We start from the raw sequence: 16,334 nt of genomic DNA on the forward strand, positions 1-16,334 counted from the left end.
ACCCCTCACCAGCTACTCGTACCTGAGCGCCTCCACCGGATCCAGCTTCGCTGCCCGGTTGGCCGGGTAGAGCCCGAAGAAGATCCCGGTGACGGCCGAGGCGATGATCGCCGCGAAAATCGACCAGAGCGGAATCGAGGCGGGGATCGGCGAGAAGGAACGGATGCCCCAGGAGATCGCGGCCCCCATGGCCATGCCGCAGAGCCCGCCGAGGACCGTGAGCGTCGCCGCCTCGACCAGGAACTGGAAGAGGATCTCGCCGCGGGTGGCGCCGAGCGCCTTCCGGACGCCGATCTCGCGGGTGCGCTCGGTGACGGAGATCATCATGATCGCCACGACGCCGACGCCGCCCACCATCAGGCCGACCGACGAGAGCACCAGCATGACCAGGAAGAAGCCGGCGGTCATGTCGTTGAAGCTCTCCATGAACTTGTCCCCGGAAATCAGGTCGAAGTTGTTCTCTGCCCCTGGCTTGAGCCCCCGCTTGATGCGCAGCGCCGCCGTGACTTCATCCATCGCCTCGGCCTGCGTCACGGTCTCCTTCGGGAAGACGGCGATGTTGAGCCAGCCCCACGCAAAATCGGCGGTCTTCACGAAGGTCGTATGCGGGATCACGATCTTCGGTCCCTCGTCGGCAAAGAGGCCGGATGGGTCCTGATAGAGACCGACGACCGTGAAGGGGAGGCCGAAGATCTTGATCTGCCGTCCCAGTGGATCGACGCCCGGGAAGAGCTCGTCTGCCACGGGCTGATTGATGACCACGACGAAGGAGCCACCGGCATCCTCGGTCGGAGTGAAGTTGCGGCCCTGCAGCAATTCACCGCCCTCGACCTGGAGCCAGTTGGTGCTCTGCCCGTCGATCTGCGCCGAGGAGAGCGCCTTGCGGCCGTAGGAGACGCGCGACCCCGCCGACTCGCGGATGTTGACCGCGCCAATCCCTGGCAGCCGGCTGATCAGCTCGGCCTCTTCGCGGCTCATCATCGGCCGCTTCCGCCACGGCGACATCTCGTCCGAACCGTCCGAGATCTGGATGCCGGAGCGGAAATAGCGCATCACGTAGAACGACTTCGGGCCCGCGCGCTGGACGATCTCGCTCACCGAGTTCTGGATGCCGGTGATGGTCGCCGCCATGGCGATCACCACCATGACGCCGATCGCCACGCCGAGAATCGTGAGGGCCGCGCGCACCTTGGAGGCGCGGACCGAGTCGAGCGCGAGGGTGACCCCCTCAAGCGCGCGGGCCAGCAAGTTGCCGCGTCCGTAGTCGCTCATTCCTGCCTCAGTGCTGCAATGGGGTCGAGTCGGGACGCCTGGCGCGCGGGATACACCCCCGCCACCATGCCCACCACGATGCCGAGTACGACGCCGACGATGATCGACCAGGGCGCCACCGCGGCCGGCAGCGGGGTGAAGGCACGCACCGCGAACGCCAGCAGCAGTCCGGTGCCGATCCCCATCACCGCGCCGGTGACCGAGAGGGTCGCCGACTCCACGAGGAACTGCGCCATGATGTCGCGGCGCTTGGCGCCGAGCGCCTTGCGGACGCCGATCTCGCGGGTCCGCTCCGTGACCGCCATCAGCATGATGTTCATGATCACGATGCCGCCGACGATCAGCGAGATGGCCACCAGCCCCGGCAGGGCCAGGAAGAGCACCTTGGAGATCTTCTCCCACCCCGAGAGCGCCCCTTCGGCCGACTCCAGGTGGAAGTTGTCCGGCTGGCCGGGGCGGAGGCCTCGGCGCCCGCGCATCAGGACCGTCACTTCTTCCATGGCGGCGCGCATCTGGTCGGGGCTCGCCGTCTGGATCTGGATGTCATCGATGATGTGCGGCCGGTTCACCAGCCGGCGTGCCGGCGAGGTGATCGGCGTGATGACGAACTTGTCCAGCGAGATGCCGAAGAGCGTCCCCTGCTTGGCCACCACGCCGATGACGCGGTGCGGCAGGCCGCCGATGGCGATGGTCTGCCCGATCGGATCGCGGCCCCCGAAGAGGCGCTCGCCGAGTTCGGAGCCGAGCACCACGACCGCCGCGCCGATGTTCACTTCCTGCGGCGAGAAGGCGCGCCCCTCGGCGATGTCGTAGTGCTTGATCTTGAAGAAATCCGCCTCGACCGTGTTCACCTGGATCTGCTTGGCGACCTTCCCCTGCCACGACAGGGTCACCTGGTCGTAGCCCGCCGAGGCGATCGTCGCCGGGATGGAAAGCCGCTCCTTGATGAAGGCGGCATCCTCGATGGTGACCCGCGGATTGCGCTGCCACTGGCGCCACTGCTCGTCGCTGTTGTCGCCGGTCTGGATGTTCGGCTGCGAGCGCACCTGGAAGGTGTTCACCCCGATGAGCGCGCCGGCGAACTTGTCGGTCATGTAGACGTTCATGCCCTGGACGATCGAGACCACCGCGATCAGGAAGGTCACGCCGATCAGCACCCCGACCAGCGAGAAGAAGCTCTTCAGCTTCTGCGCGATGATCGAGTCCCAGGCCAGCCGGACCGCCTCGAAGAAGGGCATCTCAGGCCGCGGCCTCGTTGACGGGCGACTCGTTGCGGCGGTCGCTGTCGACCTTGCCGTCGCGCAGCACCACGACGCGATGCGCGTGCGCGGCGATGTCCGGCTCGTGGGTCACCAGGATGACCGTCTGGCCCTGCGCGTGCAGGTTGCCGAAGACCCGCATGATCTCGACGCTGGTCGCCGAGTCGAGGTTGCCGGTCGGTTCGTCGGCCAGGAGGATCGAGGGTTCGTTGACCAGCGCCCGGGCGATCGCCACGCGCTGCCGCTGACCGCCGGACAGCTCATTCGGACGGTGGTCCATGCGGTTGCCGAGCCCGACGCGCTCCAGGGCCGCCTCTGCGCGGCGCTTCCGCTCGCGCGTCGAGACGCCGGCATACACCAGCGGCAACTCCACGTTGGCCAGCGCCGTGGCGCGGGGCAACAGGTTGAACGTCTGGAAGACGAAGCCGATCTCGCGATTGCGCACCCGGGCGAGGTCGTCATCGGCCATCGTCGAGACTTCCTGGCCGTTCAGCCAGTACTGGCCGCCGGACGGCGTGTCGAGACAGCCGAGCATGTTCATCATCGTCGACTTGCCGGAGCCCGACGGCCCCATGATCGCGACGTACTCGTTGCGGCCGATCTCGAGATCGACGCCGCGGAGAGCGAGCACCTTCTCGCTCCCCATCACGTACTCGCGGGTGATGCCCGCGAGGCGAATGATTGCGTCGCTCACGGCTTCACCACCGCCGGGCCACCGGCCGGCGCAGCCTTCACCTTCGACGAGTCCTTCAGGTCGCGGATCGCCTGGTAGCTGCCGGCCACGATCGTCTCGCCCTTCTTGAGGCCGGTCAGCACCTCGAAGTGTTCGTCGCCCGCGATGCCGACCTTCACCGTGCGGAAGCGCGCGATGCCGTTCTCGACCACGAACACCCCTTCCTTGTCCTTCGGCTTCTTCCCGCCCGCGGTGTCGCTCGTGGTCGTGAGCGGCGCACCGGCGGCGGCGGCCTGATCGCCGCCCATGGCGCTGTCCGGCCGCGTGGTGAGCGCGATGATCGGGATCGAGAGCGCACCCTTCCGGACGTCGGTCACGATCCGCGCCGTCATGCTCAGGTCGGGGCGCACGTCGGCCGGCGGGTTGGTCAGCGTCACTTCGACCTCGAAGTCCACCGCCCGGTCGGCCGAGGCCGTCCCGGCGGCCGTCGTCGCCGCGCTGTTCGCGATCTTGGTCACCTTGCCGACGAACGCCGTGTCGGGGAACGCGTCGATGGCGACGGAGACCGAGTCGCCCAGTTCGAGGCGGATCACGTCGGTCTCGTCGACCTTCACCACGGCCTGGATGACCGAGAGATCGGCGATACGCATCAGCAGGCCGACGTCACGCGAGAAGGCGCCGGTCTGGGCGACTTCGCCCTCTTCCACCGCGAGCCGGACGACGCGACCTGAGATCGGGGCGTAGAGCCGCGTGCGGGCGAGGTTGTCCTGCGCCTCCTTGAGCGAGGCCTGCGTCTGCTGCACCTGCGCCTGGCTCGACTTGAGCAACGCCTCGGAGACGTCGTAGGCCTGCTGCGACTGTTCCAGGACCTCGTCAGCGATCAGCGTCGGGTTGGTCCGCTTCAACTCGCGGTTCCGGTCCAGCGCCCGCTTGGCCTGGTCGCGATTGGTCTTGGCCTGCAGCAGCTGCGCCTGCACCGACGTCAGCGAGGCGGTGGCGCGGTCGACGGCGCCCTTGAACTGCACCTGGTCCAGCTCGACGAGCAGCTGGCCCTTCGTGACGACGTCACCCTCCTTCACGGTGATGTGCAGGATGCGCGCCGTCACCTCGGAAGAGACATCCACCTGGCTCTTCGCCTCGATCTTGCCGCTGGCCGTCACGGCCGACACGAGGTCGCGGGTCGCAACCTCCTCGAGGCGCACTTCGACCGGCTTGTCGCTGCCACCCTTCATCTTCATGGCAACGACGCCGATGATGGCGACCGCGACGAGGCCGAGACTGATCTTGACTCCACGAGACATGGGCTGTGTCCTCTGCGTCAGCGAAGGGGGCGACCGACCGCGGCTTCGAGCGCCACGACGGCCTGATGGTAGTCATACACGGCCGAGACATAGTCCGCCTCGGCCTGGGTCACTGCGTTCTGGGCATCGGCCACTTCCAGGGCGGTGCCCTGTCCGATGCGGTAGCGATCCTGCGCCAACTGCAGCTGCTCGCGCGCGAGCGTCCGGTTGGATTCCAGCGTGATGGCAGCCTGATAGGCGGTGCGCACGGCGCCGAGGCGCGACTGCACCGTCCCGGCCACCTCGAGGCGGCGAGCACGGGCGCTCTCACGCGCATCGTCTTCCTGCGCCTTCGCCTGCGACGTCGCCTGCGCCCGCGAGAAGCCGTCCCACAACGGGAGCGAGAGCCCGGCCGAGATCGACCACGGCTGACGGGTGAAGGAGAACGGCCAGCCGCTGTTCCGGTCGCGAATGCTCTGGGCGATGTCCGCCTGCAGCGCGCCGCCGGTGGCGTCGAGCCCCGCGTAGCTGTTGCAGTCGGCGATGATGCCGCCGTTCGGCGCCGGATGGGCCGACGTGAGCCGCGAGAGAATCCCGTTCTGGAATTCGCAGTTCGACTTGGTGCCCTGCGCACTCGCGAGGGCCCCGGCCAACTGCGGATTGATGTCGGTGTACTGCTGCGTGAAGCCGCTCAGCCCCGTGCTGATCGAGAAGGAGGGCAGGTACGCCGCCTTGGCCGAGCGCACGCCGATCCGCGCCGACTCGTGCTGCGCCTCGGCGGCGCGGATGCTCGGATTGTCGGCACCGGCCGCCGCCAGCAGCGTGCCGAGCTGATAGGTCGGCTCGACCAGCTGGAACGTCTCGGTCAGGCGGATCGAGTCGACATCGAGCTGCGTCGGCATGCCGAGCCGGCGGATCAATTCGATCTTCGCGTCGGTCTCGGCCTGCTGCGCACGGAGCAGCGTCACCTGCGAGCGACCGCGATTCACCTCGGCCGTGCGCACGTCGATGATGTTGGTCTGGCCAACCTGCTGGCGCGCCCGCGCCAGGGTCAGGAAGTCCTCGTTGCGGGCCAATTGCTGGCGCGCCACCTCGACCGACGCCGTGGCCCGAAGCACCGCGAGGTACTGGGTCGTGACGTCGGCGGTGAGGGTATTGCCCGCGCCGGTGATATTCTCCTCCACCACCCGCTGCTGCGCCTTCTGCTGGCCCGGTGCCATCAGTTCGCGGGCCGAGAGGCTCCACGAGGCGGAGAGATTGTAGTTCGAGGCGACCGTGTTGGAGCCCTGCGAGAAGACCTGGTTGGCGAAGGTCTGGCGCCCCGCCCGGCTGTAGCTGATGCCGGTGCTGCTGCTCAGGGTGGGGAAGAGCGCGCCATAGGCGGCCCGTACCGCTGCGGCCGCCGGACCCTCATCATTCAGTGTCTGGCGATAGGTTGGGCTGTTCGACTTGGCGAGCCGCAACGCCTCACCAAGGGAAAGCTGACGGGGGAGCGAAGGTCCTGCCTGGGCAGCTGCGCCATGGGCGCCTGCGACCACCAGTAGGGCAAGAATGCCGCCGACCACACGACTCGACATGGGCCATCCTGAGGTAAAGAGATAAAGACCGACATGGCCATATACGCCCCGCCACCACCAAAGTTTCAAGGTGCTACATCGACCCTGCCGGCCATTCGATTCTGGCTGGTCGGGGCGGGGGTGGTCGCCCTGGCGGGTGAGGCGGCGCGGGATGGGGGGTGGCTCCTGGCCGGGTCGGCCGCCTTGGCTGCGTTGGCGGCATCCGTGGGGACGTTCCGGCTCGGTGGACGGGCACTCCGGGCGGCCGGTCTGGCGTTGGCCCTGTTGGGCGCCGTCGCCGGCACCGTGGCGTTCCGACTCTTTCGGGTCGAGCGACTCGCCCCGCAGGTGGTGGCCGAGTCGGTGACCGAGGCGACCGCCGCCCGCGACCGCCTCCTCGGCGCCGCCCTCGCCTCGGCGACGCGTGCCGCCGACAACGCCCTGCAGCGTCTCGCCAGCAGTGCCGACCGGGCTCCGCTCAACGACCTCGCCGCCGACGGGACGCTGGAACGTTCGATCGTTGTCCTCGCGGCCGATTCGATCATCGCGCTGGTCGGGCCGCACCGGGTCGCGCCGATCGCCGGCCGCGGTGAGGTCACGCTGATCACGACCCCCTTTGTGCAGCTCGCGGTGGTATCGCGCACGCGCGGAACGCGCGAGGCGCAGGTGACGCTCCTCCTCGATGCCGCGCCTGGCGTCCCCACGGCGGGTGCTTCGCTCGCGCGCGGTGCCGGTGGGTGGCAGCGCGTCGGCTGGCACTGGAACGCGCCGGCCCGCGAGGTCCGCTACCGCACGGTCGCGGAGGCCCTGGCGGGCGTGCGCGTCGCGATGACGGCGGTGCCCCCCGATGAGCGTGCGTTGCAGGATCGCGAGCGCGACCTGGCGAAGTTGCTCCTCGCGACCGCGATGTCCGTGGTCGCCCTGTTGACGTTGATCGGCGGCGCACCGACCGGCGTCCGTGCCGGTGCGATCCTCGTCCCACTGTGGGCCGTCATGCGCGCCGATGTCGCGCCTGCGGTGCTCGGCTCGACCGCAGTCGCCGCCATGCTCGCCGCGGTGGCGATGTTGCTGCTCGCCGTGCTGCTCTGGCGCCGTCCACTTCGCCGGTCACCGATCGGGATGGTGGCGTCCATCCTGCTGCTCGCGACGGCGCCGCCGCTGGTCGCGCTGGTCGGTCGTCGCGTGGTGCCGGTGACGGACTCGACCTCGATCGTCGCCTGGTTCTGGTGGCAGGCGGTGCTGGCATTGGCGACGGCCGCCTTCCTCGCGGTGGCCTCCGCTCCACTGCGCACGCCGGACGATCATGCCGCCCCGTCGCGCTGGGGCTTCGCGGCCGCGATTGCCGCCGTCGTCATCGGCGTGATCGGAATCGTGGCGTGGCAACCCGCCGCGTGGGCGCTCTGGTATGCGCCACTCTGGTTGATCCCCTTCGCGGCCTTCCTCCCGGTCACGGCACCACGGGCGCGGTTGGTGGCCATCGCCACGACCGCGGGGATTCTCGCCGCGCTGTCGACGTGGGGTGCGTCGCTCGAGCAGCGGATGGCGTTGGCCAACGCGGACGTCGCGCGACTCGGTGACACCCCCGATCTGGAGGCGCGCGCCGCACTCGATTCCTTTGCCGTCACGCTCGGTCGCGATCGCCCCACCACCCTGGATCGGCTGCTGGTCGACTGGTTCGACTCGCCACTCCGCCGGCTGGGCGTGCCGACGCACCTTGCCCTGTGGGATAGTGATGGTCTCCCGCCGCGCGATCAGGTCGCGCTCGATGCGCTCGACGTGGTGTGGGCCGACCTCGACTCCCTGGTCCGTGTCGGCGGCACGACGCCTCGACACGTGACGATGCTGCGCGGTGCAGGGCGTCACGAGGTGCTCGTCCTGCCGCTGGCCGCCGATACCATTGCCACGGTCACCATCGGGCCGCGCTCGCGGCTCGTGGTGCCCACGCGATTCGGGCGGTTGATCGGCTGGCGTGCGCCCCTCGATCCGCCCTACCGGATGAGCCTGGGGAGTGGTGTGGGGCCGCAGCGTCGCGACTCGGCCTTCACCCGGATCGGTCGCAAGGTCGCCGCGGTTCGCGCGGTGGTCATCGGGGATCGGACGCAGACGGTGCGCGTGGAGCTCGAGATGTCGCGGCAGCGCCCCTTCGCGGTGCGCGCCGCCCTCGTCGTGTTGCTCGACCTCTTCCTCGTGCTCGGCATCTGGCAGCTGGTGCAGTGGTTGCTGACGGCGTCGGTGTGGCGCCCACAACCGGTCTTCCAGCGGTCGTATCGTCGCACGGTGGCAACGGCACTCGCCGCCTTCTTCATCGTGCCGGCGTTGCTCTTCACGCTCTGGTCGGTGCTCCGCCTTCGCGGTGACGCGACGCGGCAACGCGCCGATGAAGTGACGCGCACGCTTCGCGACGTCGCCGTGGCCGGGGGCCTTGCCATCGCGGATGCTCCGACGCCCGACCTCGAGGCGTTGCGACGACTGGCCGATCGCGAAGACACCGAACTCGGCATCTATCGCCGCGGGCGGCTCGTCGCCGCCTCGCTGCCGCTGCTCACCGATCTTGGGCTGATGGCTCCCGCGCTCGACCCCGCGGTGCGGCCCGCGCCGGGAACCGACGTGCGCGCCGTGCCGGTCGCGCTCCCCGGTGTGGGGCTGCGGCTCGGCGTCGAGCGGGCCTCGAGCCCCGAGACGTTGATTGCCGGTGCGCTCCCCGGCAGTGAAGCCGACCTCGCCCAGGAGCAGGTCGACCTGCTGCTGCTGCTGCTGCTCGTGTCACTCGGCGGAGGACTCGCGGCGGTACTCGTTGCCGGGCTCGTGGCACGCGCGCTCGGACAACCGATCGAGCTGCTGCGACGCACCGCCCTGGCCATCGGTCGTCGCGAAACGCTGCCGCCGGCACGAGACATCCCCGCCGAATTCGGGCCGGTGTTCGGCGCGATCGCGCAGATGCGCAACGACCTGCAGGAGAGCGAGAGCGAGCTCGAGGCCGGACGGGCGCGCACCGCGGCGATCCTCAGCACCGTCGCGACCGGCGTGATCGGCGTCGATGCGGATGGCCTGGTGATTCACGCCAACCCGCGCGCCACGGAATTGCTGGGACGCGCCGTGGTCACGGGCGCGCCGCTGCTCGAGCAGCTGCCCCCGAACTGGGCCCCGGTGGTGGCTGGGGTGCGGCGGCTGCTCGGCCCCACGACACGCGACGCCGAGAGTCGTGAACTGGAGATCGGCGAGCAGCAGTTCGCCGTGACGTTGGCGCCGCTCGCCGATGGTGGCCTCGTGCTCGCCCTGACCGACATCACGGCCGCGTCGCGCGCAGCCCGGATTGTTGCATGGGGCGAGATGGCGCGGCAGGTGGCGCATGAGATCAAGAATCCGCTGACACCGATGCGGTTGGGACTGCAGCATCTGCGGCGGGTACGGGCCGATGGCGGTGCGGGGCTGCCCGAGCTGGTCGACCAGACCGCCGAACGGCTCCTCGGCGAGATCGACCGCCTCGATCGGATCGCACGCTCCTTTGCCCGCTACGGTGCCCTCCCCGAAGTGGCTACGCCCCTCGAGGCGATCGACCTGGTCGAGGCAGCGCGCGAAATGGCCTCGCTCTTTTCGCTGGGCGGCGATGGCACGGCGGTCGAGGTGGAGGTCGAGCCTGGGGCGGGAGGGCTGGTCGCCGCACGGCGGGAGGAACTGTCGCAGGTGCTCCTCAATCTGGTCGACAACGCCCGCGGGGCGGGGGCGACCCAGATCCGGCTGCTGGTGGGCGCCGGGGTACTGACCGCCGCCGATAACGGCCCGGGGATCCCCACCGACCAGGTCGGGCGGATTTTCGACCCGACCTTCTCCACCACCACCAGCGGGACCGGACTGGGGCTGGCGATCGTCCGCCGGCTGGTCGAGGGTTGGGGCGGGACCGTGGCGGTCGATGGAGGGAGTGGAAGCGGCGCCCGGTTCACCATCCGCTTCCAGCCGGCCGGGGGAGACCCCGGCGGCTCAACCCCCGAGGGGGAGGGGGGCGTATAACCCCCTTGAACCCATGGACCCCGATTCCCGGGCCGTCCCAGGGGCGTACCGATCATCCGGAGTGACACACTATGAAGTCCCGTCTCGCGCTGGTGGCAATGTTGGTCATGGCGGCGGCCCCGTTGGCGGCGCAGGGTGGTGGCGGCGCTGGTGGCCGTGGGATGGGTGGCGGCCGTGGGATGAACATCGAGGCGATGACCGCCCTCTACACGCTGACCCCGGAGCAGGTGACCAAGGCCGACGCGCTGCTCAAGGCGTACCAGGCGCAGGTCATGCCGCTGCAGCAGTACATGATGGCGCAGCGTCAGGCGCAGGCCGAGGTCAATGCGGACTCGATGAAGAAGTCGGCCGAGCTTCGCACCAAGTTCAACGCTGATTTCAAGGCGCTGCTTGCCGGCGACCAGGTCAAGAAGTTCGACTCGGTGCAGGCTGCCCAGGCGGCGCGGATGGGTGGCGGCGGGCGCGGACCGGGCGGCTTCTAATTCGTCCCCTCCTGCTCGCAGGATTGCTCCTCGTCGGGTGTGGTGGCGTCAAGGACGCCACCCCGCCAGACGGGGAGTCTGCATTTCAGGGGCCGCCGCCGGCCTCCTCGGCGATGATCGCCGAAGGCGACACGGCGGCGGTGCTCTCGCTGCTCAAGCTCACGATGGTGGAAATCGACGCGGCGCTCGACTCGATGGAGCGGCGCGATTCGGTGCTACCTGCCGAACCGGGGCAGGAGGCGCGCACGGTCAGCGTCTGGCTGCGCGACGGCACGCCCCGCAAGCTGCTGGTGACGGAGCCGAACGAGGCCGGCGCGATGACCCTCGAGTCGGAGTACTGGTTCGTCAACGGCGAGGTGCGCGCGGTGCAGCAACCGACCGCGGCGTTCTTCTTCGAGGCCGACCGCATCCTCCTCTGGACCGACGAGGGGCTGGAGCCGATCACGACGATCACGCCCGAGGAACGGATGGCGCGTGAACTCGAGATCCTCGCCGAGATCGAGAAGCGACTGGCGGTGTTCGGCATCACCCTGCAATAGCGCAGGTCAGCGGGGGAAGTATTCCGCCGCCACTTGCACCGCTAGCGCGCTCGGCGCCACCCCGCTCACGCCGCCCCAATCCACGCCGAACAACCGCACGAAACCGCTCCCGGGGCGTCCACTGAATCGACGCACCCACGACGCGGCCAATCCCTCGTCATCCATCGCGAGCACGTCGGTGACGGTCTTCGGGTCGGCGCCCCAGTTGCTGACGTGCCAGCGCGTGAGCCCCCAGCGCAGGCCAGCGGCCGTGCTGGTGGCACCGTGGGGATCGAAGTTCCCCTGCTCGAAACCGACGCCGAGCAAGCGCGTGGCCGACTCGCGATCCACGTCCTTGAGCTCGAGTCCGCCATCGGCGCCACGTGGCCACAGTGTCGGCGGCACGCCAAGCCAGACCACCTTGCCGCCCTGGTCGAGGTAGCGACGCAGCGCGGGGGCGGCACCCGAGGGCAGCGCATCCATCGCGAAGACGATCACGCTTGGCGCGCCCGTCGCTTGGCCGTCAAGCCACCGTGTCAGGCCGTTGGCGTCGAGCATCGCGTAGCCGTGGTCGCGCAGCCAGTGGCGCACCGGCTCGTGTCCACGGAAAAAGGTCGACGCCACCAGTGACGAATCCCAGAAGACGGCGCGCTGCAGCGGCGGCCCCGCCGTGAGCGCCACGGCGTAGACACCGCCGTCGTCGCTGCCGAGGTAGAGCGTGCTGTCGGCAACGACGGGCGACGAGAAGAGCCCGCCCCCGGCACGCCAGCGCCAGCGTTCGGCGCCGCTCTTCAGGTCGAGCGCGTGGAGCAGCCCCGAGCCCTCGCCGACGAAGACCATCCCGCCCGCCACCGCTGCCGATCCCCAGACGATGTTCTCGCTCGGTGCGCGCCACCGCTCCTTGCCCGTCGAGAGCTCAACAGCCTGCATGAAGTGGCCATCGGAGGAGCCCCAGATCGCCATCCCGTCGGCGAGCGCTGCGGAGGCGTTGATCCAGGAAACCTTGTGGTCGACGCGCCATCGTTCGACGCCATCGCGCAACGAGACGGCGTAGCCGAAGCCGTCGCGCGCACCGACGATCACGAGCCCGTCCTGGATGGCGGGCGACGATTGGATGGTGCGCCGATCGAAGCCGAAGTTCTCGGAGTGGAGCGTGTCGCCGACGGTGCGGAAGCGCCAGAGTGTCGCACCCGTTGTGAGCGCGAGCGCGTAGAGCGAACCGTCGACACCGCCGACCACGACGCGGCCATCGGCGATCGCCGGCGTGGAGCGGAGGCGCGTGTTGAGCGGCGTGCTCCAGCGCACGGCACCGGTGGTGAGCGTCAGGGCGCGGACAACGCCGTCGCCGCCGCCGACCACCACCACGTCATTGCTGATGACCGGCGAGCCGACGTAGCGGTCGCCGCTCTCGTGGCCCCAGGGGAACGGCAGGGCGGGCCCGTGCGCAACGCGCCAGCGCTGTGCGCCATTGCGCGCATTGAAGGCGCGCGTGTCGGTCGGTGTGGTGATGACGACGACGCCTCCGGCCACGGCCGGCGAGGACGAGAGCTGGCCGAGCGCCGGGGACTTCCAGCGCAGGGTGCCGCTTTGCCGGTCGAGGGCATAGAGGTGGCCGTCGTTGCTGCCGATGTAGACGGTGGTTGTGGTGACGGCTGGCGAGGAGCGGACGGGGCCGTCGGTCTGGAAGCGCCAGCGGAGGCCACCGTAGGCCGCGGCGCCCGGGTCGGCGTAGCGGCCACCGTGCGCGGCGTCGCCGCGGAACATCGCGGTGGCTTGCGCGGAGGCAGGGCGGGCAGAGGCGGAGAGCAGGACGGCGGCGAGGAGGGCCCGCTGGAGTGGCATGCGAGACGTATCCGAGGGCGAGAGGAAGGTCAGGGGGATCCGTGGCCCTCGGTACGGGACCGGTCAGCGTCTGGTGTCATGAGGGCGGCGGTGCCTGACCGTTCGCTGACGATGGCCGCGGAATGGCGCACCATGGTGCGGCGATGCGGTGAGGAGATGCCCCCAGTGCAGGCGACACTACCGCAACTCCTGCCTCGAGGCGCACCTGCTCGCTCGCATCCGCTCCGCCACCGTCCTCGGCGTCGACGCCCTCGCCATCGATGTCGAGGTCGACATCACCAACGGCCTGCCCATCGTTCACGACCGTCGGCCTCCCGCTCGGTGCCGTCAAGGAAGGACGCGAACGGGTCGCTGCCGCGTTGGGCAACGCCGGTTACCAGCTCCCGCTACGCCGCATCACCGTGAACCTCGCGCCTGCCGACGTGCAGAAGCGCGGCAGCGCGCTCGACCTGCCGATTGCCGTGGGGATCCTCGCGGCGAGCGGGCAGATCGTGGAGGACCGCCTGGCCGGGACACTCTTCCTCGGTGAGCTCGGGCTCGAGGGCGACCTGCGTCCGATCCGTGGCGCGTTGCCAATCGCGCTCGCCGCCAATGCGATGGGGTGCACCGAACTGATCCTCCCCGCGGCCAACGTCGCGGAAGCGGCGGTGGTGGAGGGGGTGACGGTGCGCGGCGCAGCAACGCTCACCGAAGTGTGCCGACATCTGGGTGGCGAAATCACTCTCGAGCCGGTGCGCACCGACGCGACCGCGTTGATGGCGGGCGCAGCGTTTCCGGACGTGGACTTCGCCGACGTGAAGGCCCAAGGCGCGGCGAAGCGGGCGCTGGAGGTGGCGGCGGCGGGAGCGCACAACATCCTGATGATCGGGCCGCCCGGGGCGGGGAAGACGATGCTCGCGCGGAGGCTGCCGAGCATCCTGCCGTCGCTCACGTTGGCGGAGGCGCTCGACGTCACGCGTATCCACTCGGTGGCGGGACTGCTGCCGCTGGGCGAGGCGCTGCTGACGCAGCGGCCGTTTCGGGCGCCGCATCACACGGTGTCGTATGCGGGGTTGATTGGTGGCGGGTCGATCCCGCGGCCGGGCGAGGTGTCGCTGGCGCATCACGGCGTGCTGTTTCTCGATGAGGTCGCCGAGCTGCCGAGCAACGTGCTCGAGGTGCTGCGGCAGCCGCTGGAGGATGGGCACGTCACCATCTCGCGCGCCGCGATGACGCTCGGCTACCCGGCGCGCTTCCTCTTCGTGGCCGCGATGAACCCATGCCCCTGCGGCTATGCCGGCGATCCGGTGCGCCAGTGTCTCTGCCTGCCGCTCACGGTGCAGAAGTATCTCTCGCGGATCTCGGGGCCGCTGCTTGATCGGATGGACATTCACCTGAGCGTGCCGCCGGTGGCCTACGGTGACCTCACGTCGCGCGGCGGTGCCGAGTCGAGCGCCACCATCCGCGCGCGGGTGGAAGAGGCACGGGCCAGGCAGCGGGAGCGCTTCAAGCGGAGCCGGGGCGTCTTCGCCAACGCGCACATGGGGCCGCGCGAGCTGGCGCGGCACGTCCCGCTCGACACTGCCACCGAGGCCGTCATGAAGAGCGCCATCGAGCGCCTCGGCCTCTCGGCGCGCGCCTACCACCGGGTGCTCAAACTTGCGCGGACCTTGGCCGACCTGGCCGGGAGCGACCAGGTCACGGCAGCGCAGGTGGCCGAGGCGATCCAGTACCGGGTGCTCGATCGGGGGCGGGAGTAGGCAATGGGAAGCGACGACACGCTGCCGCCGCCGCACCCTGTCATCTCCCTCGAGGACCGGATCCACCTGATTCGAGGCCAGCGGGTGATGATGGATTCTGACCTTGCGGAACTCTATGGTGTCGCGGTGAAAGCGCTCAACCAGGCGGTACAACGCAATGCTGGGCGGTTCCCCCCTGATTTCATGTTCCGCCTCTCTCTCGAGGAGGGTGCCGCTCTAAGGTCACAAAATGTGACCTTAGCCGCAGCGGGGCGTGGCGGTCATCGAAAGTACCTGCCGATGCGTTCACCGAACAAGGAGGGGCCCTGCCCCCTCGGGCCCGGGGGGGGGCCCCCGGGGGGGGGGGCCCACGAGGGGGGGGGGGGGGGGGGGGGGGGGGGGGGGGGGGGGGGGGGGGGGCGGGGGGGGGGGGGGGGGGGGGGGGGGGGGGGGGGGGGGAGGGAGGGGGGGGGGCTGGGGCGCCGCCGTGTTCGATGCCATCCGGCAGTTGATGTCGCCGGGGGACGGAGGGCGCCAGAACCGGATTGGGTTTTGAGGGGCAGGATCAGTCCTCTGCCCACGGCGGGGTGGCGACCTGCCCAATTGAGCAGGTATATTGCCCATATGAACAGCCTCCCATGGACCCCATGACCGCTGCCGTTGCCCCGACCGTCGAGCAGGTCGGCGCCCTGCTCGGCCTCAGGCCCCGACCCCACAGCGTGGCGGAGCTCGACCGCGTGGTGCGCGCCGGGCTGCCGTATGCCAGCATGCGGCGGGTGGAGAAGCACTTCGGCCTGCTGCTCCAGCCGCAGGTGCGCCGCTTCATCGGCTCGCGCAGCACGCTGGAGCGGCGTGAGGTCGCTGGGCGGCTCTCGCGCGCCGAGAGCGAGCGGCTGGCGCGGTTGGCGGGGTTGTCGGGGTTGGCGGAGTTCGTCTGGGGGTCGGCCGCGCTCGCCAAGCAGTTCCTTGCGACGCCGCACCCCCAGTTGGAAGCGCGGACGCCGTTGGAGGCCGCGGAGTCGGAGATCGGGGCGCGTCAGGTGGAGCGACTGCTCTGGTCGATCGAGCACGGCCTTCCGGCCTGAGCCGCGCATGCCCCTGGCGTACCGCATCTGCTCCGCGCGCTACCCCGTCCTCGACGGTACCGGCGCGGCGATGGGTGGCGCCCGCTGGAACTCCCCCGGGCGGCCGGTCATCTACACCTCCGAGCACTACGCCACCACCATCCTCGAGCAGCTGGTGCACGTCGGGCGATTGCTCGTCCCCCCTGGGCACCACGGCGCCGTGATCGAGATCCCCGACGACCTCTCCATTGCGACGTTCGTTCCCGCCGAGCATCCGGGCTGGGATGCGCCGGACTCGACCGTTGCGGTTGCGGTGGGGGATGCCTGGCTGCGGGGCGGGGCCACGCCGCTGCTGCGGGTGCCGTCGATCCCTGGGCAACCGGTCGAGTGGAACCTCCTGATCAATCCGATGCATGCCGCGTTCGCGCGCATCCGGGCCGGGGCGGCGTTCTCGGTGCGGTGGGATGGGAGACTGTTTGGGATGGCGGTGGGCTAGGCGGGTCGGCGCGGCTCGCGGTGGCGGGGTGGCGACCCGACACTCGCCTCGGCGATGTAGCTTGCGGAGCCATGCCTCCCCGACCCTCCAACAGGCAGGCCGAGATTGAGCAGCGCACCCGAGTCACTGAAGTACGTCATGGCGGTGGCGGGTGCACTCACCCTGT

Annotated in this window: 11 protein-coding genes and 2 pseudogenes; 7 read left to right on the forward strand and 6 right to left on the reverse strand. The window is 69.9% G+C overall.

What is annotated here, in order from left to right:
• Window positions 1-12: 12 nt before the first annotated feature.
• From IPP98_14310 to IPP98_14330, 5 genes are read right to left on the reverse strand one after another with little or no spacing between them, the layout of a single operon-like run.
• On the reverse strand, window positions 13-1,272 hold the full coding sequence (locus IPP98_14310; GenBank protein ID MBL0180272.1) for an ABC transporter permease: 1,260 nt from the start codon (window positions 1,270-1,272) through the stop codon (window positions 13-15).
• Window positions 1,269-2,510 (reverse strand): ABC transporter permease, encoded by a 1,242-nt coding sequence (locus tag IPP98_14315; protein MBL0180273.1) that lies wholly within the window; start codon window positions 2,508-2,510, stop codon window positions 1,269-1,271. The genes IPP98_14310 and IPP98_14315 overlap by 4 nt, the downstream gene beginning before the upstream one ends.
• Before the next feature lies 1 nt (window position 2,511).
• Window positions 2,512-3,213, reverse strand: coding sequence for an ABC transporter ATP-binding protein (locus IPP98_14320; protein ID MBL0180274.1), 702 nt, complete (start codon window positions 3,211-3,213; stop codon window positions 2,512-2,514).
• A gap of 8 nt (window positions 3,214-3,221) precedes the next feature.
• On the reverse strand, window positions 3,222-4,505 hold the full coding sequence (locus tag IPP98_14325) for an efflux RND transporter periplasmic adaptor subunit (GenBank protein MBL0180275.1): 1,284 nt from the start codon (window positions 4,503-4,505) through the stop codon (window positions 3,222-3,224).
• Window positions 4,506-4,522: 17 nt separating this feature from the next.
• Complete coding sequence (locus tag IPP98_14330) at window positions 4,523-6,061, reverse strand: TolC family protein (protein ID MBL0180276.1); 1,539 nt, start codon at window positions 6,059-6,061, stop codon at window positions 4,523-4,525.
• A 33-nt stretch (window positions 6,062-6,094) separates the two neighbouring features.
• On the opposite strand from IPP98_14330, the gene IPP98_14335 reads away from it, so the two are divergent.
• From IPP98_14335 to IPP98_14345, 3 genes are all read left to right on the forward strand, one after another.
• Complete coding sequence (locus IPP98_14335; GenBank protein MBL0180277.1) at window positions 6,095-10,048, forward strand: PAS domain-containing protein; 3,954 nt, start codon at window positions 6,095-6,097, stop codon at window positions 10,046-10,048.
• A gap of 71 nt (window positions 10,049-10,119) precedes the next feature.
• Window positions 10,120-10,530 (forward strand): hypothetical protein, encoded by a 411-nt coding sequence (locus IPP98_14340; GenBank protein ID MBL0180278.1) that lies wholly within the window; start codon window positions 10,120-10,122, stop codon window positions 10,528-10,530.
• A 23-nt stretch (window positions 10,531-10,553) separates the two neighbouring features.
• Complete coding sequence (locus IPP98_14345) at window positions 10,554-11,069, forward strand: hypothetical protein (protein ID MBL0180279.1); 516 nt, start codon at window positions 10,554-10,556, stop codon at window positions 11,067-11,069.
• Window positions 11,070-11,075: 6 nt separating this feature from the next.
• Here the strand turns inward: IPP98_14345 and IPP98_14350 are convergent, their stop codons facing one another.
• Window positions 11,076-12,890: a PQQ-binding-like beta-propeller repeat protein gene (locus IPP98_14350; protein MBL0180280.1), complete on the reverse strand. Its 1,815-nt coding sequence runs from the start codon at window positions 12,888-12,890 to the stop codon at window positions 11,076-11,078.
• 205 nt (window positions 12,891-13,095) lie between these two features.
• Between IPP98_14350 and IPP98_14355 the strand changes: the two are divergent.
• The 4 genes and pseudogenes from IPP98_14355 to IPP98_14370 all read left to right on the forward strand — a co-directional run bounded on the left by IPP98_14355 (window position 13,096) and on the right by IPP98_14370 (window position 16,168).
• Window positions 13,096-14,629 (forward strand): annotated as a pseudogene (locus IPP98_14355) (YifB family Mg chelatase-like AAA ATPase).
• Window positions 14,630-14,632: 3 nt separating this feature from the next.
• A pseudogene (locus IPP98_14360) lies at window positions 14,633-15,120 on the forward strand (ORF6N domain-containing protein).
• Window positions 15,121-15,255: 135 nt separating this feature from the next.
• Window positions 15,256-15,693 carry a DUF2384 domain-containing protein gene (locus IPP98_14365; GenBank protein MBL0180281.1) on the forward strand — a complete coding sequence of 146 codons (438 nt, stop codon included), beginning with the start codon at window positions 15,256-15,258 and terminating at the stop codon, window positions 15,691-15,693.
• A gap of 7 nt (window positions 15,694-15,700) precedes the next feature.
• Complete coding sequence (locus IPP98_14370) at window positions 15,701-16,168, forward strand: RES domain-containing protein (protein MBL0180282.1); 468 nt, start codon at window positions 15,701-15,703, stop codon at window positions 16,166-16,168.
• The last annotated feature ends 166 nt before the right edge of the window (window positions 16,169-16,334 follow it).

Source organism: Gemmatimonadota bacterium (genome assembly GCA_016720805.1).
Classification (GTDB): Bacteria; Gemmatimonadota; Gemmatimonadetes; order Gemmatimonadales; family GWC2-71-9; genus Palsa-1233.

What these genes read in the sequence shown, in the direction of transcription:
- IPP98_14330 (MBL0180276.1), bottom strand. Translation starts at nt 6,061, where the DNA reads ATGTCGAGTCGTGTGGTCGGCGGCATTCTTGCCCTACTGGTGGTCGCA.
- IPP98_14370 (MBL0180282.1), top strand. Translation starts at nt 15,701, where the DNA reads ATGCCCCTGGCGTACCGCATCTGCTCCGCGCGCTACCCCGTCCTCGAC.
- IPP98_14340 (MBL0180278.1), top strand. Translation starts at nt 10,120, where the DNA reads ATGAAGTCCCGTCTCGCGCTGGTGGCAATGTTGGTCATGGCGGCGGCC.
- IPP98_14310 (MBL0180272.1), bottom strand. Translation starts at nt 1,272, where the DNA reads ATGAGCGACTACGGACGCGGCAACTTGCTGGCCCGCGCGCTTGAGGGG.
- IPP98_14325 (MBL0180275.1), bottom strand. Translation starts at nt 4,505, where the DNA reads ATGTCTCGTGGAGTCAAGATCAGTCTCGGCCTCGTCGCGGTCGCCATC.
- IPP98_14315 (MBL0180273.1), bottom strand. Translation starts at nt 2,510, where the DNA reads ATGCCCTTCTTCGAGGCGGTCCGGCTGGCCTGGGACTCGATCATCGCG.
- IPP98_14350 (MBL0180280.1), bottom strand. Translation starts at nt 12,890, where the DNA reads ATGCCACTCCAGCGGGCCCTCCTCGCCGCCGTCCTGCTCTCCGCCTCT.
- IPP98_14335 (MBL0180277.1), top strand. Translation starts at nt 6,095, where the DNA reads ATGGCCATATACGCCCCGCCACCACCAAAGTTTCAAGGTGCTACATCG.
- IPP98_14365 (MBL0180281.1), top strand. Translation starts at nt 15,256, where the DNA reads ATGACCGCTGCCGTTGCCCCGACCGTCGAGCAGGTCGGCGCCCTGCTC.